The following is a 25332-nucleotide window of genomic DNA, read 5'->3' as shown; positions in this document are numbered from 1 at the left end:
TAACGATCCAGACGGCCCACAGATCGTTTGTCCACTTTCTGTCAACGAACTGCCCAAACGATCTTGTCGGTGCTCCTCGGCACACTGGATCCACCACCGATCCGAGGAGACCGCGATGTGCTGGGACTGCGACCACCCCGCCGACCGCATGGAAGAACACCTGGCCACCCTGCGCCGCTGCATCGACGCGCGAGGGTGGGCCGTGCAGGCGATGGATCGGGACAGAGCCCATCCGCCGTGGGCCTACACGGTCGGCCTGAGCCCGCACGGCCTGCCGGAGCTCGTCGTGACGGGCCTGCCCGTGCTGGAGGCGGGGCGCCTGCTCGACTCGGCGGCGGACCACGTCGTGCGCACCTGCCTGCCGTCGCCGGGGGATCGCTTCACCGTGGGCGACCGACTGCTGGAGGTCGTGCGCGTCGCACGGCCGTGGGCGCATCTGCTGGTGTCCGCGCGGTTGTACGGCGAGGGCATCTCGGCGTTGCAGCTCGCGCACGCCGACGCGGCGGGGCGCTGGCCGTGGGATCGCTCGTACTCCGGGGTGCGGGGAGGGCAGCCGGTGCTGGGGATCAGGGCATCACCTGACTGAGCGGGTGATCCGTTCGCCCAGCCTCCGGAGGTGCTCGACCAGTTCGGCGGGTCCGTGCACCTCGAAGTCGCAGCCCAGCAGGGTCAGCCGGAACGCGAGGTAGTCGATCGTGTCCTCGACGCTGTGCCAGGTGCACGAGTCGTCGCCGGCCGGGGTGATGTCGCCCGCGAAGTCCGCCAGCCGTGCCCGCGCGAGGTCCGCGGGCAGCCGCAGGGTCGCGTGTGCCCGGTAGGTGGGCGCTGAGTCGTACATCTTGCGCGTCACGAACTCCGTCGCGTCCCCGCCGGGCGGCAGGCGAGGGGAGAACCGCGCCCCGGTGGCGACCGCCTCGGACACGCGGTCCAGCCGGAAGATCCGCCAGTCGTCCCGTTCCACGTCGAAGGCGAGGAGGTACCAGCGCCGGCCGAGCGCTACCAACTGAACAGGCTCCACGTGCCGCTTGGAGACCGCGCTCTCATTGGTGACGTACGTGAACCGCACCCGCTCGCGCGCGGTGGTGGCGCCGGCGATCACGGTGAGCTGGCCGGGATCGACCAGCGTGGCGAACGACGCCTCCGCCGCCGACGTGGCGGTCGTCAGCGCCGAGACCCGCCGGCCGAGCCGCGGCGGCAACACCTGCTGCAACTTCGCCAACGCCCGCACCGAGGCCTCGGCGATGCCGGCCACGGGCTGCCGCGCGGCCGTCCGCAACCCGACGGCGATGGCCACGGCCTCCTCGTCGTCGAGCAACAGCGGCGGCATCGCGGCCCCGGCCACGAGCCGGTACCCGCCGAGCACGCCCAAGCTCGCCTCGACGGGATACCCGAGGTCGCGCAACCGTTCGACGTCCCGCCGCACGGTCCTGCCGGTGACCCCGAGCCGCTCGGCGAGTTCACTGCCGGGCCACTCCCGAGGCGTCTGCAACAGGGACAGCAGCCGCAACAACCGAGCCGCATCACTCATGGTCGCCAGCCTAAGCGCGAACTAGGACCGAAATGGTCCTATCTGCGCCATACGGTCGTCCCCAACGAACGCAAAGGGGAAGATCGCATGAACGTCGTGCCCGACGGCTACCACACCGTGACGCCGTGGCTGATCAGCCGAGGCCGCACCGCGGACCTGATCGACTTCATCGTCGAGGTCTTCGACGCCACCGACCTCGGCCGCGTCGGCGAGGCCCCGAACATCGGCCACGCCGAGGTCCGCATCGGCGACTCGGTCGTGATGCTCTTCGACAAGCCGGACTGGACCCCCACCCCGGGCTTCCTGCGCCTCTACGTCGCCGACGACGCCGAGGTCCTGAGCCGAGCGGTGCGGTTGGGCGCCGAGGTAGTCACCGAGCCGACGGAACTGTTCTGGGGCGACAGGGTCAGCCGCTTCGCCGACCCGTTCGGCAACCTGTGGTGGGTGCACCAGCGAGTCGTGCAGCCCACGGAGGAGGAGATGACCGCGCGCATGACGGACCCGGCGTTCGTCGAGGCGATGAACTACGTGCAGAGCGCGGTCTTCACCCCGCAGGCGTGACGCACCGGGCAGGTGCGGCAGTGCGCCCCGCAGAGGTGACTCGGTGGGCAGGTGTCGCGGTGCCGGCTGGGTTCGGTCGGCGGATGTGACCCAACGGTGCGTGCTGCGGTGCTGGCTGAGTTCACCCCGCGGACGTGCGGCACCCTGCGGGCGTGGCGGAGCGGGCAGGTGCCGGCCGAGGTCAGCCGGCGGACGTGACCCAGTCGCTGGTGTCGCGGTGCCGGCCGAGCCCCACGGCGTCGAACTCGTCGTGGTGCTCGCCCCGCACGGCACCGAGCCGCCGGAGGGCGAGCGAGATCGGGGAGACGTCGGGCGGCGGGTCGTCGTGCCCGAGCACCAGCGGCCCGAGCACGAGGCTGCCCTGGTCCCAGACCTCGGCCCGCTGCGTGCCCACGCCGCCGAAGTACTCCGCGTCCACGAGAGCGACCGGCCCGTGCGAGGACCACTCCGCGAGCCGCGCTTCCCCCGGACCGTCGGGCAGCGGCAGCAGTTCCAGGCCCTGTGCGAGTGGCACCGCGCGGGCGCCGAGCATCCCGGCCGGGGCGATGGCCGCCTGCAGGTCGTACATCAGCCGGTCACCCGCTCGCGCTCGTCCGACGTCAGCGTCGGCTCCGGCGAGGCCGACCGAGGCCCGCGCAGCGTCGCCCACAACACCTTGGGGCTCAACAGGTTCGCCATCGGCGCCGACAACGTGAACGCGTCCAGGAACGCCCGCGTCACCGCCGCCTCCGTGGTGGCGGTGCGCACCAGCCGGTCCACGTACCGCTGCAACACCCGCCCGGCGAACGGCAGCGGCTTCCCGACGGCCCCCGGATACAGGATGTCCTGGTTGGTGGCCATGGCCCAGGCCCCGTCGACGACCTTGCCGATCCCGCGCTGGATCTGGTGCGCCGACTGCCCGGCGGCCAGCCCGGCGTCCAGCACCTCGGCGCTCTGCGCCGCGATCGACATCCCGTGCCCGTAGACGGGGTTGTAGGTGGCCACCGAGTCGCCCAGCGCCAGCAGCCCGGCGGGCCAGGACTTCAAGCGCTCGAAGAACATCCGCCGATTCGACGTGCTGTGCGACCCGTACACCGGAGACAACGGCTCGGCGTCCGCGATCAGATCGCCGACCACCGGGTTCCGCACCGACCGGGCGAAGGAGACGAACTCCGACTCCGAGGTCGTGGGCTCGCCGCCGCGAGTTCCGGACAGCGTGACCAGCCAGCGCCCGTCCTCGATCGGCAGCAACGTCGCGGTGCACCCGGGATGCGGATCGCGCGGGTTCGCCTGGACGTTGACGATCGGGAACCCGGACGAGGCGGTCGGCGGCGCCCGGAAGATCCGCGTGGCGTAGGCCAGGCCGGAGTCGACGCTCTCGGAGTGCACCTCGGGCAGCCCGAGCGCGACCAGCCAGGCGGGCAACCGCGAGCCGCGACCGCAGGCGTCCAGCACCAGGTCGGCGTCGAGCGAGGTCTCCCCACCGGAGATCCGGTCCGAGACCACCACCCCGGTCACACCGGAGGCAGACCCCAGCAGCGACACCGGTTCCGTGCCGGTCAGCACCGAGATCCGGTCGTCCCGCAACGCCTGGGACCGCACCACCCAGTCGAGCAGTCCACGGCTGCACGACACGATGAACTGCATCTCGGGGAACCGCGGCACCCATCCCTGCGCGCTCAGCGACACCAGGTCGTTGGGCACCCCGATCCGATGCGCGCCCGCAGCGAACAACGCGTCCAGCGTGCCGGGCAGCAACGACTCGATCGCCCGCGCGCCACCGGACATCAGCAGGTGCGCGTGCCGTGCCTGCGGAACACCGGACCGCGACGCAGGCCCGTCCGGCAGCTTGTCCCGTTCCACCACGGTGACCTCGTCGAAGTGCTTGACGAGGACGGACGCCGCGAGCATGCCGGAGAGTCCGCCGCCGAGGACCACGGCGTGTGTCGGTGCCATCTAATCCATTCCCCCTGCTGCTCGCACCCGTGCCGCATCGGCGACGGCGGCGACGACGATCGGCGAGTGCTGGTACGCCCGCGAGATCCGCACCCACCGGTCGTGCTCGGTGGCGAGGTCGGTGCCGTCGACGATCTCCGAGGCGGGACGGCGTTTCGCGGGCTTCGAACGGCCGGAGGAGCCCGCGGCGCGCAGTTGGGCGGCCTCCACGACGGCGGCCACCTCGTCCTTCGCCAGCGAGGCCTCACGGGCCAGTGAACCCGCCGCCTCGCCGACGCTCAGGTCGAAGTACGGCGTCAGCGCCCAGCGCCAGTCGTTCAGCTCGATGATCTGCCGTCGCACGCGGTGGTGCGGGTTGAGGAACTTGCCCGGCGCCACCAGCACGATGCCGGGGTTCACGTGCACCAGCGCGCGGTGCAACGGCCGCAGCGCGAAGTACGTGCGCCAGCGCCGCAGCCACAACGACGGCGACGGGCGGCGCGGGCCGAAGACCGGCAGCGCCATCGCGATCACCAGCGGGATCATCGACAGCGACGCCATCAACGGCGCGGTGGTGCTCAGCACGTCGAAGCTGCGCTCGCCGGCCCAGTCCATCAGCAGCACGAACAGCTTGATGACCGCGAACGCCATCGGGAACAACGCCGCCGCGCAGTACCAGCGCAGCCCGAGCCGCAGCCACGGCCGCGCGGAGATCGCCGGGTCCCGCGAGCCCTGCCAGCAGTGGTACGCCTGCCCGCCGCAGCCGACCATCGTCGCCACGAGGTAGATGAACAGGAACACCGCGATCGTCGGCTGCGTCGCGTAGAAGGTGTCGAAGTCGACCTGGCGTTCCTCGTCGACCTCGGACTTGAAGAACAGCACGATCATCGCCGCGACGATCGTGGCGTAGCTGACGACGATCAGCCGCACCCGTTGCCACGCCTGGGCCGCCGGGTACCGCCAGTACAGCACCAGCGCGAACGCCGCCCCCGCGAAGCACACGACGAGGCTGTAGACGAGCAGCGCGGCGAAGTTCGGCACGCCGGAGGCCCAGTTGATCCAGGTGATGTTGGCGGGCGCCGCGAAGAGCACGGCGAACGCCGAGAAGAACACGGTCGAGATCAGCGCGACGACCCTGGGACTGCCCCAGCTCGACCGCAGTGCGCGGATCTTGTACGCGAGGAGGAGCAGGCCGACGAAGCCGCACGAGAGGTAGATCAGGTTAAAGATCGCCACGACGCACCCAGCGGGATCTTCCCTCGAGCGACTCGGCCACCCGCCGCACGTGCGCGGGCTCCTCGGTGGCGGCCGTGTCGGCCCACACCCGGTGTTCGGTCAGCCTTTCCAGCAGGTGGTCGGCGAGGTTCTCGGCCTCGCGCTCCTCGTCCTCGGTCAGCGTCGTCCGGCCGGCGATGATCTTCGCCATCCGCGGCAGGAGGCTCGGGGCGAGCCGGCGCATGCCCTCGTCCCGGGTGAGCGCGACGGGCTGGTGCTTCAGCAGCACGTGCGCGAACTCGTGCAGCAGCACGTGCAGGCGGTGGTACCACGACGGTGAGTCGGCGCAGATGACGAGATAGGTGCCGTTCTCCAGCAACGCGGTCGCGCCGCTCAGGCAGACCGCGTTCGTGATGGTGGCGAAGCGGACGTCGACGCGGCGCCCCAGTCGTTCGCTCATCAGCTCGCAGACGCGGCGGCTCGCCTCCTGGTGCGTGGCGTCGGGCGGCAGGTCGAGGTCGCGGGCGACCTCGTCGACCAGCTTGCGCAGCTTCCTGCGGTTCACCCGTCGCCTCCTCTCGATGTCGTCTGCAGCGTTCCAGGCCGAGATCTTCACGCCGTCGTCTTCATCAATTGTGGTCCGCGGGCGTACGGCGGCTGTTCAGTGGGAACGACCAGCCCTCGCCGCCCTCCAGCGCCTGCCGGAATCCTTCTACCGCAGCGGCCCTGGCCTGTGGGGAGAGATCGCCCGTGCGTTCGGCCAGACGGGTGACGAACTCGACGACACCGAGTTCGCGCAGGGCCAGGAAGTCCGTCAGCTCCGAATCCACCTTCGCCGCGAGGTCGTCGTCGAAGAAGTATCCGGGGTCGGCGCCGAAGTGATCCGCGAGCCCCAGAATGTGCTTCAGTCGCGGATTGTCGCTTGTATTGCTCAACAATTCACGGATGTAGCTCGCCGAGATGCTGCCGAACTGACCGGACGAGCTGATCGCGGCGGCGACCTCTTCCGGCGACCACGGGCCGCGGTCCGGCGGGTGCACGGCTTCGAAGAGCGTGCTCAACGCCGTTGCGCGCCAACAGGGTCTTTCGTCCGGGTGCAGCTCGCGGCGCCCACCCAGGAACGCGGCGGGGTGCACGCCGAGCGCGCCGGCGAGGTCGACGATCGCCTGGCAGGTGGGGTTGTCCTTCACGCCGAGCCGCAGCTGCGAGATGTAGCCGTGCCCGATGTCCCCACCCCGTGACTTGACCGCGGCGGCAAGCGCTACGTTGGTGACCTTGCCTCGGCCATCGGGCGGGTTGGTGCACAGCTCGTTGAGGACCTCGGCGAACGGCCTCACGCCACACCTCCGCTGGAGCGACTCAGGGCCCGGTGATCGTTCCACTGCTGTGGAACCAAGAGATCATATGACATCACAGGGGTTGAATCCACCTGTCCGTAGTCCTATGATCACACTCCGCCGCTTGCACTGATGTGTCGCGTTTGATCCGAACGACGTCACCTCAGTTGAAAGGGGCAGATCGGGCCGGTCGGAGCTGAAGTCTGGGGGGACTCGTGGCGACTGTGCGGATGGGGCTGCCGGCGGACCGCGGTTCTCTGCGCCTGCACGACGAAAGCGCTCCCTCGCGATGTGGTTCGTGCGCGCAACCCGTTGGGGCGTGGGCGACTGACCGCCTGACGGGCCTGCTCGGCCGGTGGGGCTGGGACGACCAGGCGCCGGGGACGTACCGCCGCGCGCAACGCCGGTGGGAACAGGTCGCGTTGCTCATGGTCGACCTGGACCGCTTCAAGAAGATCAACGACGAATACGGCCACCCCGCAGGGGACATCGTCCTCAGCGACGTGGCCGCGGTGCTCAACGCCCACACGCGACCGACGGACCTCGTGTGCCGCTACGGGGGCGACGAGTTCCTCGTGCTGCTGCCGCGCACCACGGGCGGAGAAGCGGCCTTGGTCGCCGAACGGATCCTGCGCGGCATCCGCGCGTTGCAGTCCGAGGTCACCACCAACGACGGCCACCACCTGACGCTGCACGGCCAGACGGCGTCCATCGGCGTCGCGGCACACGTGCCGACGGCGGAGGACTCGTTGCTGGACCTGGTCCGCGACACCGACGCGGCCCTGCAACGCGCCAAGCGGGCAGGCCGCGCCCGCGTCCAGGTGCACGACCCGAGCACGCACCCGGCCGAGCGCACCGACTCCGCGGCCCTGCACCACCTGCTGGCGTTGCAGGACCTGATGAGCAGCGACCAGCTCCCGCAGGTCCTCGTCGGTCTCTCCGACGGCGCCAAGTCGGCGGAGGACCTGATCGCGGTGCTCGGCCCACGCGTGATCATGACCCTGGAACGCCTGCAGGACAACGGCTTCGTGCTCCGCCGCGCGTCCCGCTACGAGCTGACGGCCGCCGCCCGCGAGTGGATCACCGACGTGCTGCCCGCCGTCGCCGCCTGGACGAACCGGCACCACGGCCGGGTCAACTAGAACCGCTGTTCCCAGCCCTCTGCCACAGGTACCTTCTCGGTCCGTGCGGACAGATCTGCGGGCCCTGCTGCGGTCGGCTCACCACGGCGACGTGCTGGAACTGCCGCCCGGCCACTACGAGGGCGAGTTCGTCGTGGACGCCCGGATCGAGCTCCGGCCGCAGCACGGCCCCGGCACCGTCACCCTCTCCTGCGGCACCGGCAACACCCTGATGCTGCTGGCCGACGCGAGGATCGTCGACCTGACGATCATCGGCAACGCCTGGGGTGCCGCCGCCGTCGAAGTGTCCGGCCCGATCCGCCCGATCATCGAGAACTGCACGCTGAGCGCACCGAACCACACCGCCCTGAGGGTGCGCGGCAACGCCCGCCCGGAGGTGCTCGAGTGCCGGATCGGCCCGGCGGCACACGGCCTGCGCGTCGAAGCGGCGGGCGGCGACTACTGGCGTTGCGAGTTCACCGACACCGATCTCACCGCGGTGACCGCCGCGTTCGGCGCCGACTTCGAGATCGCCGACTCCCGGTTCGTCCGTCAGCGCGGGCACGCGGTGGTCCTGGACAAGGGGGCCGCCCTCTCGTTGCGGGACAACGACATCGAGTGCGGGACGGTCACCGCGATCAGGTCGTCCGGGCGGCTCGACCTCGCCGACTGCGCGGTGCACGGCGGTGGGGGAACCGCCCTGGAGGTCGAGGACGGCGTGCTGCGCGCCGACCGGTTCCGCATCGACGGCGTGGGCGGCGACGGCGTGCTCTTCCACGGCGGCGAAGGTCTGCTCCGCGGCTGCCGTGTCACCGGCACGCACGGCCCGGCGGTCTGGATGATGGGCGGCAGGGCGAGGTTCGAACGCTGCGAGGCCATCGACTCCGACCGCGACGGATTCCTCGTGGTGGCCGGGAAAGCGGAGTTCGCCCGGTGCGTGGCGCACAACAACGCCGGCAAGGGTTTCTCGCTGCTGCAGAAGGTTTCGCTCGATGCCTGCGAGTCGTACGGCAACGGCATCCGGGACGACCTGAGCCGCCCGGAGGCTGTTTCCCTTTCCCCTGAAGGAGAAGTGCTCCGCCTGGTGGGCCCGGACGGCTACCGGGGCGTGCAGGAGGCCGTGACCGCCGCGGCCCCCGGCGAGGTCGTGGAGATCGAGCCGGGCGCGTACGCGGAACACGTCCGCGTCGACCACGCGATCGAACTGCGCGCGATGGGCCGGTCGAGCAGCGCCGGGCTCTCCGCGCCGGACGACTACGTGCTCAGTCTCAGCGGCGACGTCACCGTGCGCGGCCTCGCCCTGTCCGGCGACATCTGGGTCTCCTCCGGCACGTCGGCGACGTTCGAGAACTGCGAGCTCACCACCGGCACCGTCCACACCGGACCGGGCAGCTCGCTCCTCCTCCGGAATTGCCGACTGGGCGCCGAGGTGACAGCCGGCGGCGCATTGACGATGATCGGCTGCACCTGCTCGCAAAGCGTGCGCGTGGCACACGAGGACAGCGTCGCCGAGATCCGCGACTGCCACTTCGAGGACTGCCCCGACCCGGCGCTCGCCCTGGCCCGCGGTCGTTCGGTGGTCGCGAACGTGTCCGTGACCGGCGGCCGCGGCGGCCTCGAACTGCACCAGGGCGTGCACGAGATCTCGGCCCTCACCGTGTCGGGCGTGACCGGCAAGGGCATCGAGGTCTTCGGCGGCACGGCGACCTTCACCGACTGCCTGGTCACCGGCGCCGGCGACCCCGGCGTGATGGTCATGGGCGGCACGATGACGTTCGACCGCTGCCGGACCGTCGGCGGCACCCTGGCGGGCTTCGAGCTCGCGGGCGGCACGTCGACGCTGACCGGCTGCACGGCCGAGGACAACGGCCGTGAGGGCTTCGTCCGGTACGGCGACACCCTCGCGACCCTCACGGGCTGCACGTCCACGAACAACGGCCGCGCGGACGTCCCGCCGCTCAGTGCGTGAACGTCGTGATGGCCTGCTGGGCCAGCCACTTCTCGGCGTCGTCCCAGGACCAGCCGCACTCCTTGACCAGCGTCCGCCAGGCCCCGAACCCGAAGCAGAACCACAGCACATCCGTGGCCCGTTCGACGTCGACTTTGAGCAGTTCCTTGCTCTCCAGGTGTTCCGCGGCCTCGCGCAACGCCAACCGGTAGCTCCGCGTGCTGTGCTCCCACAGCGCGGCCCCGTCCTCGTGCACCGGGAACGCGGCGAACAGCACGTCGATGACCTGCTGCTCGTTCTCGTTGCCCAGCCGCGTGCCCTTGGCCAGCACCGTGAGCGCCGCCGAGATCCCCTCGGTCTGCCGGATCGCCTCCGTCACCGCGGCCGCGTCGGTGCGCGCGATCGACTCGTTCACGACCTCGAGCAGGATCTCCGACTTGCTCCCCGCGCTGGAGTACACCGTCTGCGGCGCCACCCCTGCCCGCTTCGCGATCTCGGCGACCGTGACCCGCGCGTACCCGTCGGCGGAGAACAACTCCGCGGCCGAACGCAGGATGTCCCGCCGGGTGTCGGCGGCATCCCGCGCGCGGCGCGGAGAGTGGTAGGACCTCGTCATAGACCGGCTTCCAGCTGGGCGGCCACCTCGTGCGCGTCGGGCATGCCGGCGATCTCCTTGGCCACGGTGACAACGTTCTCCCGGATGCTCGCATCCTCCAGCACGCGCCGCACGGCCTCCACCACCTTCTCGGCCGTCTGCGCCGCCGGCTCCAGCGCCACCCCGACCGCGGCCGCCGCCACCCGCTCGGCCTGGAAGAACTGGTCGGCCCCCTGTGGCAGCACCACGAGCGGCACCCCCTTCAGCAACGCGGCCGCCGTAGTCCCCGCGCCTCCGTGGGTGACGACGACGTCCACCCCGTCGAGCAGCTCGTCCATGGGCGTGAACCCGACGAACCGAACCCGCTCGTGATCGACGCCGAACTCCTCGGCCTGCGCGGCGAGCCCCAGCGTCACCACCACGTCGACGTCCAGCGCGGCCAGTGCCCGCAGCAGCGGGCCGAGCTTCGCGGGGTCGCCGAACCAGGTCCCGAACGTCACCAGCACCCGAGGCCGCCCGCTGACCGCCAGACCGTCGCCCTTGACCGCCCCGGGCACGCGGAACGCCTCGGGCCGCAACGGCAGCCACCCCTCAGGCCGCTGCCACCCGTCCGCACGCATGGACGACGGCCACGTGTCGAGCAACCAGGTCCGCTCCCGCCAAGTCACCCCGCGCGCCTCGTACCGCGTGCGCGCCAAAGCCTCCATGGCCTCGGTGAACATGTCCGGCAACGGCGGCCCGAACGCCAGCGTCGCCACCGGCACCCCGGCCGCGGCCGCCACCAGCGGTCCCACGTAGTCGCACAACTCGGCCACCACCAGATCCGGCCCGAACCCGGCAGCCGCGGTCAACGCCTCGTCCGCCGTCAGATCGACCCGCGTACCGGCGAAGAACTCGGCCACCGACTCCGGCGTGGGCGCACTGGCGGGATCGGCCCCGGTCCGCCGCGCGACCTCGGCGAACAACACGTCCGGCAGCGGCCCGGCAGCCAGATGTCCCAGCCCTTGCTCGGCGACCACCGGCGCCATCCCCGCCGCCGTCAGCACGGCGACGTCGTGCCCGCGCTCCTGGAAGGCGCGGGCGAGGGGGAAGAGGGGCAGGAGGTGGCCGTGCTGAGGAACGCTGGAGAAGAGGATGCGCATATTCACTAGACTAGTCATCTAACGAATATGTGTGTTGTCGCCTGGATCACCCGGCGAGGAAGCGCACCACCTCGGCGCTACGCCGTGGCGCCGACCCCCTTGATCCGGCCGTCCCGGAACGCGTCCACGAACAGCCGGTGGTCCTCGCGGGTCTGCCGGGCGTAGTCCAGCGCGAACTCCACGATCGACGCCACGAAGTCGGACTCGCGGTCGCCGATGGCGGCGGCGATCGCCTCCTCGCACTGGAAGTCGACGAGGGTCTGGGCCGAGTCCGAGTCGGAGACGCAGTGCATCTTGGCGGTGGCGCGGCCCAGGTAGTCGAGGACGGGCAGCATGTCGGCGGGCTCGGTGAGGTCCGACCAGTCCAGGTCCGCCTCGTACGGGGAGAGTTCGGCCACGACGTAGCCGACGCCGCCGATCTGGGTGTGGCCGAGCCACGGGTCGGCGTGGGCCTGGAGGGCTCGCTGGGAGACGGCGGTGCGGTGGCCGTGGTCGGTGAAGTACTCGCGGATGCGGGCGTCGGGGACGATTCGGCTGGGGGCCGCGATGTTGGCCTGCTTCATCGACAGGACGACGTCGTTCTCCAACGCCTGGGAGCGGCCCTCGACCAGGATGTTGTAGGCGTGCAGGCCGGCCGAGCCGATGCCGAAGCCGCTGCGGCCGACGATGTCCTTCACGGCGTAGGTGCGCGACGACGCCCGCTTGCCGGTGGGGATGGTGTCCAGGTAGGACTCGAACGCGCTGGTGACGGCTTCGAGGACGTCGGACGGGAGTTCGTGGGTGCCTTCGTTGTCGCGGCGGAAGCGGCGTTCGTAGTCGACGATCGTGGTCTTCTCGTTCAGCAGACCGATGCGGGTGGCGAGGCGGGCCCGTTGCAGGACGCGGTGCAGAGCGCCCTCGGTGCTGTCGAGGCCCAGGCGGAAGAGTTCGTCGCCGGGGTGGTCGGCGAAGGTGCGGACCTGGGAGACGTAGGACAGCAGGTAGGTGGTCACCAGGTCGGTGATCACGCTGTCGGGCAGGGCCTTGCGCCAGCCGAGGAGGGCCATGGAGGCGGCGAAGCGGCGGAGGTCCCAGGTGAACGCGCCGAGGTAGGCCTCGTCGAAGTCGTTGACGTCGAAGACGAGGGTGCCTTCGGAGTCCATGTAGGTGCCGAAGTTCTGGGCGTGCAGGTCGCCCTGGATCCACACGCGGCTGGTGCGGTCGTCGGCCCACTCGTCGGACAGGTCGGCCATGTCGGCGTAGAACAGGCAGGCGCTGCCGCGGTAGAAGGCGAACGGTTCGGCCGCCATCTTGCGGAACTTGTGCCGGAACGCGGCCGGGTCGGCGGACATGAGGCCGGAGAAGGCCTCCTCGAGAACGCTCACGATGCGGTCGCCGCGATCGGTCATGGTCACCCCTTGTCTCAGGGTGGGAATCCCAGCACGCCGGAGGGCCGCGCGCGGCGTGCGCGTGCAAATTTCGTCTCCGATTCGGCTCGCGTTGGGGTGCGAGGCCTCGCAAAACGGAAGAGCGAGCAGGAATCGAGAAGCTCGGCGCACCGGGCGCGCCTAACGTCGCAGGCGTGTGCTTCATGTTCGGTGCGAGCGAGGAGCAGGTGCGCCGCGTGCTCGAGGAGGCGCGGCAGCAGGCCGGTGAGGACGAGCCGGTCGGCGCGACCGAAGACTGGTCGCAGGACTAGGGATCGCGTTCGTGCCCGGAGGAAGAGTGCCGGGCATGGACGGATCCTTGTCGCGCCGGAGCATTCTCGCCGCGGGAGTGGCGGGCTCGGCGGCGGTACTGCTCGGCACCACGAACGCCTCCGCGGCGACCCTCGTCACCCAGAGCGAGATCAACTCGCAGCCGACCTTCTACGAGGTGAACGGCGCCGCCACGTCGTTCCGCTACGAGCCCGCGTTCTACGCGCGGCTGGAGACGTGGCACGTGCACTGGCGCAACTGGACGCCCTACCACTGGACCGCACCGCACAAGATCTACTCGTACGGCGCATACGTGAACAAGTCCGGCATGCACGGCGAGGGCAGGGCGTTCGACCTCGCGCGCATGCTCATCACCAACCGCGACACCGGGGCGACGTTCACCGCCTTCAACGCCCGCTACGACCAGTGGCGCAACTCCACCGGCGACGCCCTGCGCACCGCCCGCATCCGCTACTGGGGCACCATGGCGTCCCTGCACTACCACTTCCGGCACGTCATCTCGTACCTCGACAACGCCGAGCACCACAACCACGCCCACATCGACAACGCGATCTCGGGCGGCGGCGACTCCAGCTTCGCCACCAGCTCGGCGACCCAGACGTACTTCGTCCAGGCCGCCTGCCAGTACATCTGGGGCTACTCGACGGGCATCGACGGAGACTGGGGCCCGCAGACCCAGCGGGACTCCTCCGCCGCCCTCGTCCGGGCCGGCTCCGACGGCGTGATCACCACCCAGAGCCGCTGGCTCGCCTTCTGCAAGGCCAGCGCGCAGCAGGCCTGGGCGCTGGTGCCCTGACCGTCACGCCCGGCACTCCAGCAGCTGAGAACCGGACGAACCTCCGTAGGCGCTCGGATCCACCGCGGTGCAGTGCGTGTTGATCCACTCCTGACGGCCGTTGTCGCCGCGGCCGTCAGGACCACGCGCCCCCATCCGGTCGCCCATGCCGAGCACGTACTTCAGCTTGCCCTCGGCCACCCACGACTGGAGCTGGTCGACCGACGGCGCGTCGTCCGACCCGGAGAACCCGCCCATGCCGATCACGACCTCGTCGGTGTTCATGATGAACGGCGACGCCATCTGCGCGGACCCGGCGACCGCCAGCGTGATCTCCGCGCCACCGCCGTTCTCCTTGGCGTAGGCCAGGATCCGCCGTTGCTCGTCGGTGAGCTCGCGGCCACCCGGCGGCGACCCGATCTGCGGACGAGCGGGCCGGTTGCCGGTCCCGGACGGTGGCTGCCCGTAGAACTGGAAGCCGCCACCACCGCGTTCGGCAGGTCCGGCCGCCGGCATCACCCCGTTGGTGCTCGCCGTCGCAGCGGTCGCGGACGACCAGACGGCAGGCACCAGCAACACCGCGACGATCGCGGCCACCAACCCGGTGCGCCGCAACCCGGCCAGCAGCACCACGACGGCCACGAACGCCACCGCGAGGACGGCCCACCGCAGCCAGCCGTGCCACGACGTGTCGCGCGAGACCACGACAATCGCCCACCCGGCCGTCAGCGCCACCGACAACGGCAGCAGGAACCGCACGAAACTCCTGGCGCGCCAGAACATCATGATTCCGGCCGCGCTGATCGCCGCGATCGCCGGAGCCAGCATCGTCGTGTAGTAGGGGTGGAAGATGCCCTGGGCGAAGCTGAACACCGCCGCCGTGATCAGCAACCACCCACCCCACATGAACCAGCCCGCGCGTTCGGCCGGCACCCCTGGGACACCACGCCGCCATCGCAGGATGCCCGCGACCGCGACGACCACCAGCACGAGCAGGCTGAGCGGCAGCAGCCAGGAGATCTGGCCGCCGACCGACGCGTCGAACATCCGGGTGGCACCGGGCTGGCCGCCGAACATCCCGCCACCACCGGGACCCATGAACTCCATCGGGCCCTGACCGGTGGGCATCCGACCTGGAGGAAGCTGACCAGAGGGCATCTGGCCGCCGGAAGCCGGCCCTCCGCCCCGGTTCCCGCTGCCGCCGAACACCCGGCCCAGCCCGTTGTACCCGATGATCAGGTCCCAGGCCCCGCCGTCGGTGCTCCCGCCGATGTACGGCTTCGACCCCGGCCAGAACGCGTGCAGCACCACCCACCAGAACGACGACACCACCAACACGCCCGCCGCCGCCACCAGGTCGACGATCCGCCGTTTCCAAGCACCGGAAGTCCCCGCCAGGTAGGCCAAACCGAACGCCGGCACCACGATCCAGGCCTGCAACATCTTCGTCAGGAACCCGCACCCGATGAAGAAGGCACACCACAGCAACCACTTCGTGCGAGGACGAGCCTCCACCGACTGAACCGACCGCGTGAACGCGTAAGCCGCCGCGACGAGCAGCAGCACCAGCAGCGTGTCGGGGTTGTTGTCCCGGTTGATCGCCACGGTGATCGGCGTCAACGCGAAGATCAACGCGGCGAGCAGCGCCACCTTTTCGTCCGCCCACAGCCGCACGGTCCGGTGCAGCAGGAACACCGCGGCGACACCCTCGAACACCTGCGGCAGCAACACCGCCCACCCGGAGAACCCGAACAGCCACACCGAGATCGCCTGCGGCCACAACGCCATCGGCGGCTTGTCGACCGTCACCACCCCGTACGGGTCGAACGACCCGAACAGGAAGTTCGTGAACGACGTCGACATCGACTTGGCGGCGGCGGAGTAGTACGAGTTGCCGACCTGCCCACCCCAGATCGCCCACGCGTACAGCACGCCGGCGAGCACGCAAACGAAGACCAAAGCCCAAGCGGGCCAACGAGAACCCCTCTGCACGACCGGTTCCCCGGCCGGAACTGCCACCGAAGCAGTGGCGGTCATCCCTCATCCTCTCGGTCGGTCCTGCGGAACACCCAGCTCCGCAACAGGAAGAAGCGCCCCACCGTGCCCAGCGCCGAAGAACCGAGCAGCACCGCCAGTTCCAGCGTGCGCGACGGAGAGACGGAGACCGCGTGCAACACGAGCAACGCGGCCGAAGTGAACGCGTAGTAGAGCCCGAACACCACGAGCCCTTGCAGATGTGTTCTGCCGCGCGACGCCTTGCGCGCGGTGAACGTGAAGCGCCGGTTCGCCTCGGTGTTGAACAAAGTCGTGATCACCAGCGCGGCGAGGTTCGCCCCCAGCACCGGCCACCACGTCCGGAAGATGCCGTACAGAGCCAAGTTCGCCAACGTCGAGATGACCCCGATCACCGCGAACGACAGCATCTGCCAGGACAGCCCACCGGAGCTGCGGCTCAGCACGGCGTCCGGGTGGATCGCGCGGGGCAACGGCCGCTGCGGCAACCCGGTCACCAGCGCGGTGCCGTTCGCCTTGGCACGGGCGACCCGGATCAGCCCCTTGATGTCGTCCATCGCCGTCCGCACGACGTCGACCCGGCTGTCCACGTCCTCGACCCAGTCGACGGGCACCTCGTGCACCCGCAACCCGTTGTGCTCGGCCAACAACAGCAGTTCGGTGTCGAAAAACCAGGCTTCGTCGCGTGCCTGTCCCAGCAACGGCCGGACGACCTCGGTGCGCGCCGCCTTGAACCCGCACTGCGCGTCGCTGAACCGCGCCCCGTGCGTCAGCCTGATCAACGCGTTGTAGGCACGCGACACCAGCTCACGGCGAGGCCCGCGCACCGTCCGCGAACCGGGTGCGAGCCGCGACCCGATCGCGAGGTCCGAGTGCCCGTTGAGCAGTGGCGCGACCAGCGGCAGCAGCCCGTCCAGGCCGGTCGAGAGGTCGACGTCCATGTAGACGACGACCGCCGCCTCGCTGGCGCCCCACGACTCCCGCAGGGCCAGCCCGCGGCCCTTCTGGTCGAGGTGGTGCACCCGGACCCGCTCGTACTTGGAAGCGAGGTTCCAGGCGACCTCCAGCGTGCCGTCCGTGCTCGCGTTGTCGACGACGACGATCGACCAGTCGAAGGGGAACTGCTCGCTCAGGAACGCGTGCAGCACCTCGACGCAGCCGGGCAGGGCCCGTTCCTCGTTGTAGACGGGGATCATGATGTCGACAGTCCCCGTGGCCTGGGCGGTGCTCACCGTCATGCCATCTCCGTTCCACTGTGGACACAGCTGTGACCGTTGTGAGACCGAGCCTGCTGATCCTTCTGTGAGAACGTCCTTGGCTTCCGCTGAGAGATTCGTGAGAGCGCGGATGCACAGCTGGCTCACAGCGAGACGCCCTACCGTTCCGCCCATGAGACTGCTCGTGGTGGACGACGACCCCGATGTGCGGGACAGTCTGCGGCGCAGCCTCGAGTTCGAGGGCTACGAGGTCACGACCGCCGCGGACGGTGCCGAGGCGCTGCCCCTCGTCAGGCACGCTGACCTGGCCATACTCGACCTGATGATGCCGAACCTGGACGGCTCGGAGGCGTGCCGCCGGATCAGGGCGGCGGGCGTCCGGCTGCCCGTGCTGATGCTCACCGCCCGCGACGCGCTGGGCGACCGCGTGACCGGCCTGGACGCCGGCGCCGACGACTACCTGGTCAAGCCGTTCGCGCTGGAGGAACTGCTGGCCAGGGTCCGCGCGCTGCTCAAGCAGAACCGCCGCCGCGCCGCCCCGCAGCTGCTCAGGTTCGCCGACCTGAGCATGGACCCGCAGGCCCGCGAGGTCCTGCGCGGCACCGCCAGGCTCGACCTGACGCCGACCGAGTTCGACCTGCTCGCGGTGTTCCTGAACGACCCTGACCGGCTGCTCACCAAGAAGCACCTCAAGCACGCCGTGTGGGGCAAGGACCAGGGCACCAACCTGCTCGACGTCTACATCGGCTACCTGCGCCGCAAGACCGAGTCCGGCGGCCGCCCGCGCCTGCTGCACACCGTGCGGGGCATGGGTTTCATCCTGCGCGAGTCGCCGTGAGAAGCCCGGTCCTCCTGCGCGGCAAGCTCGCGTTGATCACCGCGTTCGTCGTGGCGGTCGCGATCGCGGGCATCAGCGTCGTCACCTGGATCGCCACCGAGCACAACCTCCGCTCGCAGCTCGACAAGTCGTTGCTCGCGAGCATGCCGCCGCCCCGCATCAAGATCCGCTGCGACGACCCCGGCCCGTCCCAGGGGCTCCAGCAGGTCCTGCAGGGCATCCAGACGCTGACCCTCGACGGCCAGACCTGCGCCCCGCCCGGCGTCGACCCCGTCGCCACCACCGGCGCCGACTTCATCACCACCCCGACGTTCCGCGACGGCGTCACGGCGTCCGGCGCGCCGGCACGCGTTCTCCTGCAACCGATCGGCACCGGCGACGTGCTGATCCTGAGCCGCAGCACGGCCGAGATCGACAGCACCCTGACCACGCTCGCCGGCGTGCTGATCGCGGTGTCGGTCCTGGGCGTCCTGCTCGCCGCCGGCGCCGGGCTCTGGCTGACCCGCCGCGCCCTCGCCCCGATGGAACGCCTGACCGCGGCCGCCGAGCACATCGCGCGCACCGAGGACCTCACGACACCGGTCGAGGTCGACGGCCGGGACGAGGTGGGCAGGCTCGGCCGTGCGTTCGCGTCGATGACCGCCGCCCTCGCCGAGTCCCGGCGCCGGCAGAAGGACCTGGTCAACGACGCCGCGCACGAGCTGCGCACCCCGCTGACCAGCCTGCGCACCAACATCGAACTGCTGGTCCGCAGCGAACGCACCGGGAGACCGCTCCCACAGCGCAGCGAGGTCCTCGACCGCCTGCAGGCGCAGAGCAAGGAGTTCGGCGACCTCGTCACCGAACTCGTCGTGCTCGCCAGGGACGACCGCGAGCTGGCGCAGGACGACGTCGAGGTCGCCGAGGTGATCGACAGGGCGGTGAGACGCGCCCGCAGCCGTTCCCGCGACCACCTCTTCGACGTCGACCACGAGCAGTGGTCCGTCGTCGGCGACGCCAACGCGCTCGAACGCAGCGTGCTGAACCTCCTGGACAACGCGGTGAAGTTCTCCCCGCCGAGCTCCACGATCACCGTCCGGTCGAAGCCCGGCTGGCTCACCGTCAGCGACGAGGGGCCGGGCGTGCCGTTCGAGCACCGCAACGCCGCGTTCGAACGGTTCTGGCGCGCCCCGGACGCCCGCCGCCTGCCCGGATCGGGGCTGGGCCTCGCGATCGTGGCGGACGTCGTGGCCGTCCACGGTGGCAGCGTCCGGTTCGAACCGAGACCGCGCGGTGCGTCCGTTCGCGTGGATCTGCCCGAGTTCCGTTAAGCGGCAGACGATCGACGGGTGTTTCGCACCACCCGCTCTGCACCACGGTGAGGGCATGAAGCGCAAACACCGGCGCCCTGCCCTGCTGATCACCGCGCTCCTCTCGATCGCGATGGTCAACGTCGGCCACTCCGCCGCCGCCCCTGCCGATCCCGGTCCCGCGAACCACTGGCAGTACGACCACTGGCCGCAGCAACAGCCGTGGCAGCAGACGAGAGACTCCGCGCGCGTCCTCGCGCAGGCGGGGTTCCCCGGTCCGATCGACCCGCAGAACTGGGTCAACCCGGACCACATGACCTGGGAACGCGACTACAAGAAGATCCCCGGCACCACCTGGGCCGACCCGTCGGTCAAGGGTTCGGTGCGCAACTTCAAGGGCGCGCTGGTGCTCCTGGACTACCCGAACCAGCCGTTCGTCGTCACGCAGGCCAAGAACTCCACGGTGTTCGGCAACCCGAGCGCCGAGGCGAGCAACGTGCCGCGCGCGCAGGTCGGGCAGTTCTACGAGGACTTCCTGAACAAGCCGAACGGGCTGAACCGCGGCCACACCGTGCACGAGTACTGGATGGAGACCTCCGGCGGGCGCTACGGCGTCGAGCTGAAGGCGTTCGGCCCGTACACGATGCCGGGCAAGGACCACGAGTACGCCATGGAGTTCCAGGGCGGCACCGGATGTCCGGCCGGGGACAACTGCACCCGGAACATCCGCACCGACGGCCGGGCCGCGTGGGTCGCGGACGCCGGCGCGGAGGTCCCGGCGGGCTACGACTTCATCTACTACCTGTCGGCGGGCCAGGACGAGTCCGGCACCTGGCAGGAGTTCGGGATGATGAAGTTCCGGACCAAGGAGGACGTCACCGACGACTTCGGCCCGCCGGACCCCGCGCTGCCGAACTGGTCGCGCACCCGGTACGTCGACTGGACGTCGTGGGCCGCGGGCTCGTCGATCTGGCCCAACGCGGGCGGCGGTTCGTCGACCCAGGCCGAGAGCTCCGGCCAGGGCGTCTACGCGCACGAGCTGAGCCACATCCTCGGCATCGGCGACAACTACAACAACCCGTACGGCAGCCCGCCACGCCGTGACTACAGCGGCCCGTGGGACATGCTGTCGCGCGGTTCGTTCAACGGTCCCGGCGGCCCGCACTCGCGCTGGACGATCCCGGCGACCGGCGGTGGATCCCTTGGCGCGCAACAGACCGTGCGCAACCGGATCAAGCTCGGCATCATCGACGAGAAGAACGTGCTGCGACTCTCACGCGAGGCGCTGGCCGGTTCCGGCACGGTCATCGCCAAGATCACCGCACGGGAGGTCAACCCCGGAGCCACGGGGCTGACGGGCATCAACCTCGCCATGGGCACCGGCGACAAGACGCCGTCCTGCAACGTCTCCACCAACCCGTTCTGCGACGGCGGCGGCTACAACAACTACACCCTGGAAGTCGTGGACCGGATGGGCGCCGACTCGTTCACCCCGGACTCCGGCGTGCTGCTCGCCAAGACCAAGAACGCCGACGCGGCGCCGTTCACGTGGGTGATCGACGCGAACCCGCAGGACATCGGCATGACCGACTACGTGCTGCCGGACGGCACGAAGGTCCCGATCACGGTCGGCGACTACCGCCAGCTCTCGGACGCGTTGTTCCACGCCGGCACCGACTCCGGCAGCGAGTACGAGTTCGTCGACACCGCGAACCGCCTGCACTTCTACATCCTCGACGTGCAGCGGGACGCCCGTGGCGTGCTGTCGTACACCGTGGCGATCCGGTCGCTCGACGGCGCCGGGCCGCAGCAACGTGGCGTGCGCGTCAACCCGACGGCGGCCCGTGCCGACTCGACGGGCGTGGCGACCTGCCGCTTCCCGCTGACCAACACCGGTCGTGCGGCGACGCCCGGCGGGCAGCACCCGGAGCCCGTCGACCAGTACGTCGACGGTGACGTCTACCGGGTGAGCGCGAAGGCGGAGAACGGCTGGACCGTCTCGGTGCCGAACGCGCTCGCCACCGCCAAGTTCGGCGGGCGGGTCGACGTTCCGGTGCACGCGCAGCGCGGCAGCGGCCCGATCATGTCGAAGGTGACGCTGACGGCCGTGTCGGAGAGCAACCCCGGCAGGTCCGCGACGGCCACCTGCACGGTGACCGGCCGCTAGCGACGGGGACGGCTCCGGACCGGCCCGCGCCGCCCCGGAGCCGGTACCGGTCCGGAGGTCAGCATCACGAAGCACGCCAGCAGCACGACGGTTCCGCACGCGATCCACGTCAGCGTGCGGACCGTCGGCACCGGCGGGATCACGCCGATGCTGAACAGCAGCAACGGCATCCCGAGCGCGTAGCAGACCCCGGCCGCGAACGTCCGGCCGGAGCCGTTGACCAGCAACGGAAGCGCGGCGATCGCGGCCAGTACGGCGAACGCGAGCCACGCGTACGTCATGCCGTTGTGCAGCGCGATCGTGAGGTCGAGGCCGTCCTTCGCGCGGATCGCGGCCTCGGTGTCGGCCTCGTGGCTGAACCCGGCGGCGGCTCTTCCGCCCGCGAACACGGCTGTGAGCAGCAGCGACGCCCCCAGGATGGTGCGACCGCGGCGTACGGGATCGACTCGCTTCCTGGTGTCCACGCACCCCAGTCTGTTGGCTGTGCGCGGTCGCGCGCCGCCGCACACGCCGAAGTGCACTCAGTGGTGGTACGCGATGCGCGCCATCGGTTCGAGAAGTTCACCCTCCTCATAGGACAGGTGCGAGAGCAGGGTGTCCGTCAGCAGGTCGACCGACTCCTTCACCTCGGCGATCCGGTGTGGTTCCGCGACCGTCGCCACGAGCGCGGCGTCGAGCCGTTCGAGCACCTCGTGGATGACCTGGTGCTCCTCGGTCAGCCGGTCGAGGACGGGGCCCAGCCGTCCGTCGCCCTGGCGGAGCTGCGGGTAGAGGCTCGTGTCCTCGAGCGTGTGGTGGATCGTGACGAGACGGCAGTAGCTCTCGCAGTACGCGCCCATCGTCCAGTTGTTCTGGCGCATGGTCATCGTGTTGATCTCGTCGCGCGCCTCGCCGATGCCGATGATCCCCTCGGCGGCCTGGTCGACGATCGACCGGACCTTCGTGAGCTCGTCGCGCAGATGGTTGTGGACGCCGACCAGCTGACGGCCGAGAGCCCTGCCCGAAGCGGTGTAGACGGCGCCCGCTTCAGGCGCCGGTGCTTTTGGGCGGGTCGACTCGTCCCACGGGAGCTTCGCGCCGCGTTCCTTCTGCACGATCTCGCGCACGGCCGGGGCTGTCTCGTCGGCGAACGTGAGGAGCTCCTCTTCGGTGTTGACCATCGCGATGAAGCCGCTCATGCCGTCGTTCAGCGCGAGCTCGGCGAGCTGCTCGGCGGTGAACTCGCTGCCGATGTTGTAGATCCGGCGGATGGCCTTCGGGGAGCGGCCGGCGTCGTTCGCGGCCTCGTCGATGATGGCGTTCATCGCCTTGAGCTCGGCCGGTGGCGAGTACGGGCTCGACGGCAGCCAGCCGTCCGCGAGCCGGCCGGTGAGCTGGAGCATCCGCTTCTTGTAGGCGCCCAGCCAGATGCCGATGTCGTGCTTCGGGAACGGCCCGGGGCGCGCGCCGTCGAGCCCGTAGTGCTTGCCCTGCAACCGGACTCCGCGTCCAGGCGTCCACAGCGCCCTGATCACCGCGATGGCCTCTTCGAGCGCCTCGACCGACTCGGCCGGGCTGCGGTGCGGGCCGCCCATCGCGGCGATGGCGTCCCAGAACGCGCCCGCGCCCAGTCCCAGCTCGACGCGCCCGCCACTGATGATGTCCAGACTCGCCGCCGCGCGCGCGAGCACGGCCGGTGGGCGGAGGGGCAGGTTCGCGACGTTGGGGAACACCCGGACGTTGGTGGTGGACGCGGCAATGACCGACAACGACGTCCACGTGTCCAGGTTCGCCGCGTTGTACGGGTGGTCCTGGATGCTGACCAGCTCCAGTCCGCGCACGTCAGCGGCCTGCGCAAGGCGGAGTGTGGTGCCGAAGTCATCGGCGGCCGGCGGCAGGAACACCCCGAACTCCAGCGGGTGGCCATAATCTGTCATGCCGAAAGTATGCCACGCAGATGTTCTGCTGTGCAGACGTTCTGTCGCGGCTATCATTGGCCGGGTGACCGCGCTTGAGGACGACTTCGGCTGGACCCTCGGTGTGGTGTTCCGCGCCTACGTCAAGGCGACGAACCAGGCCGTCGGCGACCTGCCCGGTGGCCACCGCGGCTACCAGATCCTCACCGCCGCCACCCGTGACCAGCCCGAGAGCCAGTCCGCGCTGTGCCAGCAGCTCGGCATCGACCGCACGGTCATGACGTACCTGCTCGACGACCTGGAACGCGCGTCGCTGGTCGAACGCCGTCCCGCGCCCACCGACCGCCGCACCCGCCTGGTCGTCGCCACCGAGGTCGGCCGGACGAGGCTGCGGGAGCTCGACCTCCGGCTGGAGCACGCCGAGGCCCACGTCCTGTCGAGCCTCCCCGCCGCGGACCGCCGGACGTTCAAGGAACTGCTCTGCCGGCTGGCCGGGCACGTGAACGAGCTGGACCCGGTGCCGAGCGCGTGCCAGGTCGTGCAGGACATCGCGGCCGGGGCGTCCTGACGCCGGATCGGTTCCGCTGATGGTGTAAATCGTTATCGCTCGGCGTCTGAAGTGGACGTTCAGGCTGCAATCATGAGTTCTGAAGTGCGATTTCGACGGTTGTCATCTGTGAATCGGACGAGTTGAGCTGAACCTCGCGAAAGAGTGAAGTTTTTACTTTATTCATGAGTAGGTTGCAGGGTGGCGGGGAGTGTGGTGGCGGTCTCTCCGTTATTCGGAGCAAAAGCTCATGAGAAACGCGGTTTGTGTGGTATGTGCAGGTCGCAGGCGTGCGGCTGTTTTGGTTCTGGCTTAAAAATCGAGTTCGCGGGTGGGCTGCTTTAGCCCGGTTCATTGAGTGGCGGCGGTTTCGTTGCGGGGTATGTACGCTGTGAACGACGCACCTGGCGCGCGGTCTGGGGGAACGTGTACCCGCGCTTGGGGGATCAGGGGCTCTGTTGGTGTGCGGCTAAAGAAGAGCTGGGAGGCGCATTAACCTCGCGTGCTCCGTTCAGCCCACATAGAGGTGGTCCCGGTTCGGCGATGTTCGCGCACGTCGCGTCCGTCGAACGGGCCAACGACCGGGGGGCAGAGTTGCAGAGGATTCATTTCACCGGCGAGGACCTCGCACGGGTGAAAGTCTCGGCGACGTTGGGCATGGGTGCAGAGACCGTGTTCGCCATGGAGTCGCTCGGGCGAACCAGGACAGGAGGGTTCTTCGGGATCTGGCGCGACCGCGTGAGCGAACGGCTCGGCAGGCGTGCCGGTCGCATCGAGCGCATGGCTCAGGTGTTGCGGCCGGTCCCGGATCTGCTGTGGCTCGTGGACGGAGGGTTCAAGGCGGACGAACGCGCGCTCGGCAGAGCCGGCCTGAGCCGCGAGGAGGTGGTGGAGACCGCCCAGGGGTTCGCCAGGGTCGCGGTGTCGCCGTACTGGCGGCAGGTGCGGGGCTACCTGGAGACGGTCCGCGACGTCCGCGGCCGGCTCGCGATGACCGGAGGCGTCGAACGTCTCCTCGGGACGTTGCACCCGAGGGTCCGATGGCGATCGAACGTGCTGGAGATCCCGCACGAACGGGAGATCGACGTCCACCTCGGAGGCCGCGGCCTGTTGCTGGCGCCGTCGTTGTTCCTTCACGACAACGCGGCCGCTGTGCTGATCGGTGCGGAGTGGACGGAGTCGAGCCCGATCCTCGTGTTCGCCGCGCCGCCCGTCACTGCGGCCGCGAGCGCGGCGGCGGCGTTCTGGGACGTCACCGAACGCGGCGAGCAGGCGCTCGGGGCGTTGGTCGGGCGCACGCGTGCGGCGGTGTTGCAGGAGCTGGTGGAGAGCGCGACCACGGGTGAGCTGGCCGAGCGGCTCAACATCTCGTCGGCGAGTATCAGCCAGCACACCTCGGTGCTGCGGGAGGCCGGCCTGATCACCAGCCGCCGCAACCGGAACACCGTCCAGCACAGCGTGACGCCTCTCGGCACCGCGTTGCTGGAGTACACGACGTACCAGTTCATGGAAGCGGCGGCTGGTGAGTGAGCG

General features: G+C 70.0%; 23 protein-coding genes. 10 read left to right on the top strand and 13 right to left on the bottom strand.

The window, feature by feature from the left end:
• The first annotated feature begins 115 nt into the window (after nucleotides 1-115).
• The gene (locus tag ACFWNN_RS20145; RefSeq protein ID WP_382441436.1) at nucleotides 116-586 is read left to right on the top strand and encodes a DUF4262 domain-containing protein; all 471 of its coding nucleotides are present in this window, start codon (nucleotides 116-118) and stop codon (nucleotides 584-586) included.
• Here the strand turns inward: ACFWNN_RS20145 and ACFWNN_RS20140 are convergent.
• On the bottom strand, nucleotides 575-1528 hold the full coding sequence (locus tag ACFWNN_RS20140; protein WP_382441435.1) for a helix-turn-helix transcriptional regulator: 954 nt from the start codon (nucleotides 1526-1528) through the stop codon (nucleotides 575-577). The two genes, ACFWNN_RS20145 and ACFWNN_RS20140, sit on opposite strands and share 12 nt — an antisense overlap.
• Before the next feature lie 87 nt (nucleotides 1529-1615).
• Between ACFWNN_RS20140 and ACFWNN_RS20135 the strand changes: the two genes are divergently transcribed.
• On the top strand, nucleotides 1616-2089 hold the full coding sequence (locus ACFWNN_RS20135) for a VOC family protein (RefSeq protein ID WP_382441434.1): 474 nt from the start codon (nucleotides 1616-1618) through the stop codon (nucleotides 2087-2089).
• A gap of 181 nt (nucleotides 2090-2270) precedes the next feature.
• Here the strand turns inward: ACFWNN_RS20135 and ACFWNN_RS20130 are convergent, their stop codons facing one another.
• The 5 genes from ACFWNN_RS20130 to ACFWNN_RS20110 form a co-directional block, all read right to left on the bottom strand.
• Entirely contained in the window at nucleotides 2271-2657 is a 387-nt protein-coding gene (locus ACFWNN_RS20130; RefSeq protein WP_382441433.1) for a hypothetical protein, read from the bottom strand.
• Complete coding sequence (locus ACFWNN_RS20125; RefSeq protein WP_382441432.1) at nucleotides 2657-4024, bottom strand: NAD(P)/FAD-dependent oxidoreductase; 1368 nt, start codon at nucleotides 4022-4024, stop codon at nucleotides 2657-2659. Before ACFWNN_RS20125 ends, ACFWNN_RS20130 begins: the two co-directional genes overlap by 1 nt.
• Nucleotides 4025-5239, bottom strand: a complete 1215-nt coding sequence (locus ACFWNN_RS20120) for an MAB_1171c family putative transporter (RefSeq protein ID WP_382441431.1) — start codon at nucleotides 5237-5239, stop codon at nucleotides 4025-4027.
• Nucleotides 5226-5783 (bottom strand): hypothetical protein, encoded by a 558-nt coding sequence (locus tag ACFWNN_RS20115; protein WP_382441430.1) that lies wholly within the window; start codon nucleotides 5781-5783, stop codon nucleotides 5226-5228. The genes ACFWNN_RS20120 and ACFWNN_RS20115 overlap by 14 nt, the downstream gene beginning before the upstream one ends.
• 64 nt (nucleotides 5784-5847) lie before the next feature.
• Nucleotides 5848-6555 carry a hypothetical protein gene (locus ACFWNN_RS20110; protein ID WP_382441429.1) on the bottom strand — a complete coding sequence of 236 codons (708 nt, stop codon included), beginning with the start codon at nucleotides 6553-6555 and terminating at the stop codon, nucleotides 5848-5850.
• Nucleotides 6556-6770: 215 nt separating this feature from the next.
• Here ACFWNN_RS20110 and ACFWNN_RS20105 point away from each other — a divergent pair, with 215 nt between their 5' ends.
• On the top strand, nucleotides 6771-7697 hold the full coding sequence (locus ACFWNN_RS20105; RefSeq protein WP_382441428.1) for a diguanylate cyclase: 927 nt from the start codon (nucleotides 6771-6773) through the stop codon (nucleotides 7695-7697).
• 43 nt (nucleotides 7698-7740) lie between these two features.
• Nucleotides 7741-9645, top strand: coding sequence for a right-handed parallel beta-helix repeat-containing protein (locus ACFWNN_RS20100; RefSeq protein WP_382441427.1), 1905 nt, complete (start codon nucleotides 7741-7743; stop codon nucleotides 9643-9645).
• On the opposite strand, the gene ACFWNN_RS20095 is transcribed toward ACFWNN_RS20100, so the two are convergent.
• The 3 genes from ACFWNN_RS20095 to ACFWNN_RS20085 form a co-directional block, all read right to left on the bottom strand.
• On the bottom strand, nucleotides 9635-10240 hold the full coding sequence (locus ACFWNN_RS20095; protein WP_382441426.1) for a TetR/AcrR family transcriptional regulator: 606 nt from the start codon (nucleotides 10238-10240) through the stop codon (nucleotides 9635-9637). The genes ACFWNN_RS20100 and ACFWNN_RS20095 overlap by 11 nt on opposite strands.
• Nucleotides 10237-11361 carry a glycosyltransferase gene (locus ACFWNN_RS20090; RefSeq protein WP_382441425.1) on the bottom strand — a complete coding sequence of 375 codons (1125 nt, stop codon included), beginning with the start codon at nucleotides 11359-11361 and terminating at the stop codon, nucleotides 10237-10239. Before ACFWNN_RS20090 ends, ACFWNN_RS20095 begins: the two co-directional genes overlap by 4 nt.
• A gap of 77 nt (nucleotides 11362-11438) precedes the next feature.
• Nucleotides 11439-12749, bottom strand: coding sequence for a DUF2252 domain-containing protein (locus ACFWNN_RS20085; protein ID WP_382441424.1), 1311 nt, complete (start codon nucleotides 12747-12749; stop codon nucleotides 11439-11441).
• A gap of 325 nt (nucleotides 12750-13074) precedes the next feature.
• Here ACFWNN_RS20085 and ACFWNN_RS20080 point away from each other — a divergent pair, with 325 nt between their 5' ends.
• Complete coding sequence (locus tag ACFWNN_RS20080) at nucleotides 13075-13854, top strand: hypothetical protein (RefSeq protein WP_382441423.1); 780 nt, start codon at nucleotides 13075-13077, stop codon at nucleotides 13852-13854.
• A 3-nt stretch (nucleotides 13855-13857) separates the two neighbouring features.
• On the opposite strand, the gene ACFWNN_RS20075 is transcribed toward ACFWNN_RS20080, so the two are convergent.
• Nucleotides 13858-15792, bottom strand: a complete 1935-nt coding sequence (locus ACFWNN_RS20075) for an ArnT family glycosyltransferase (RefSeq protein WP_382441422.1) — start codon at nucleotides 15790-15792, stop codon at nucleotides 13858-13860.
• Nucleotides 15793-15866: 74 nt separating this feature from the next.
• Nucleotides 15867-17084 carry a glycosyltransferase gene (locus ACFWNN_RS20070; protein ID WP_382441421.1) on the bottom strand — a complete coding sequence of 406 codons (1218 nt, stop codon included), beginning with the start codon at nucleotides 17082-17084 and terminating at the stop codon, nucleotides 15867-15869.
• A 151-nt stretch (nucleotides 17085-17235) separates the two neighbouring features.
• Here ACFWNN_RS20070 and ACFWNN_RS20065 point away from each other — a divergent pair, with 151 nt between their 5' ends.
• The 3 genes from ACFWNN_RS20065 to ACFWNN_RS20055 are packed head-to-tail and all read left to right on the top strand — an operon-like array spanning nucleotide 17236 to nucleotide 21357.
• Complete coding sequence (locus tag ACFWNN_RS20065; protein ID WP_382441420.1) at nucleotides 17236-17901, top strand: response regulator transcription factor; 666 nt, start codon at nucleotides 17236-17238, stop codon at nucleotides 17899-17901.
• Nucleotides 17898-19211: a sensor histidine kinase gene (locus ACFWNN_RS20060; protein ID WP_382441419.1), complete on the top strand. Its 1314-nt coding sequence runs from the start codon at nucleotides 17898-17900 to the stop codon at nucleotides 19209-19211. The genes ACFWNN_RS20065 and ACFWNN_RS20060 overlap by 4 nt, the downstream gene beginning before the upstream one ends.
• A 55-nt stretch (nucleotides 19212-19266) precedes the next feature.
• Entirely contained in the window at nucleotides 19267-21357 is a 2091-nt protein-coding gene (locus ACFWNN_RS20055; protein ID WP_382441418.1) for a M6 family metalloprotease domain-containing protein, read from the top strand.
• Here the strand turns inward: ACFWNN_RS20055 and ACFWNN_RS20050 are convergent.
• A complete protein-coding gene (locus tag ACFWNN_RS20050) occupies nucleotides 21354-21821 on the bottom strand; it encodes a hypothetical protein (protein WP_382441417.1) in 468 nt (155 codons plus the stop codon). The genes ACFWNN_RS20055 and ACFWNN_RS20050 overlap by 4 nt on opposite strands.
• 57 nt (nucleotides 21822-21878) lie before the next feature.
• Nucleotides 21879-23273 (bottom strand): LLM class flavin-dependent oxidoreductase, encoded by a 1395-nt coding sequence (locus tag ACFWNN_RS20045; protein ID WP_382441416.1) that lies wholly within the window; start codon nucleotides 23271-23273, stop codon nucleotides 21879-21881.
• Nucleotides 23274-23337: 64 nt separating this feature from the next.
• On the opposite strand from ACFWNN_RS20045, the gene ACFWNN_RS20040 reads away from it, so the two are divergent.
• Together ACFWNN_RS20040 and ACFWNN_RS20035 are read left to right on the top strand one after the other, a co-directional pair.
• A complete protein-coding gene (locus ACFWNN_RS20040) occupies nucleotides 23338-23820 on the top strand; it encodes a MarR family winged helix-turn-helix transcriptional regulator (protein ID WP_382441415.1) in 483 nt (160 codons plus the stop codon).
• Between the two features lie 522 nt (nucleotides 23821-24342).
• Nucleotides 24343-25329 (top strand): ArsR/SmtB family transcription factor, encoded by a 987-nt coding sequence (locus tag ACFWNN_RS20035; RefSeq protein ID WP_382441414.1) that lies wholly within the window; start codon nucleotides 24343-24345, stop codon nucleotides 25327-25329.
• Nucleotides 25330-25332 lie beyond the last annotated feature (3 nt).

The organism is Lentzea sp. NPDC058450 (assembly GCF_042721395.1).
In the GTDB taxonomy this organism is placed as follows: Bacteria; Actinomycetota; Actinomycetes; order Mycobacteriales; family Pseudonocardiaceae; genus Lentzea.
Note: the sequence above shows the minus strand (reverse complement) of the source record. Positions and strands in the feature narration are given on the sequence as shown.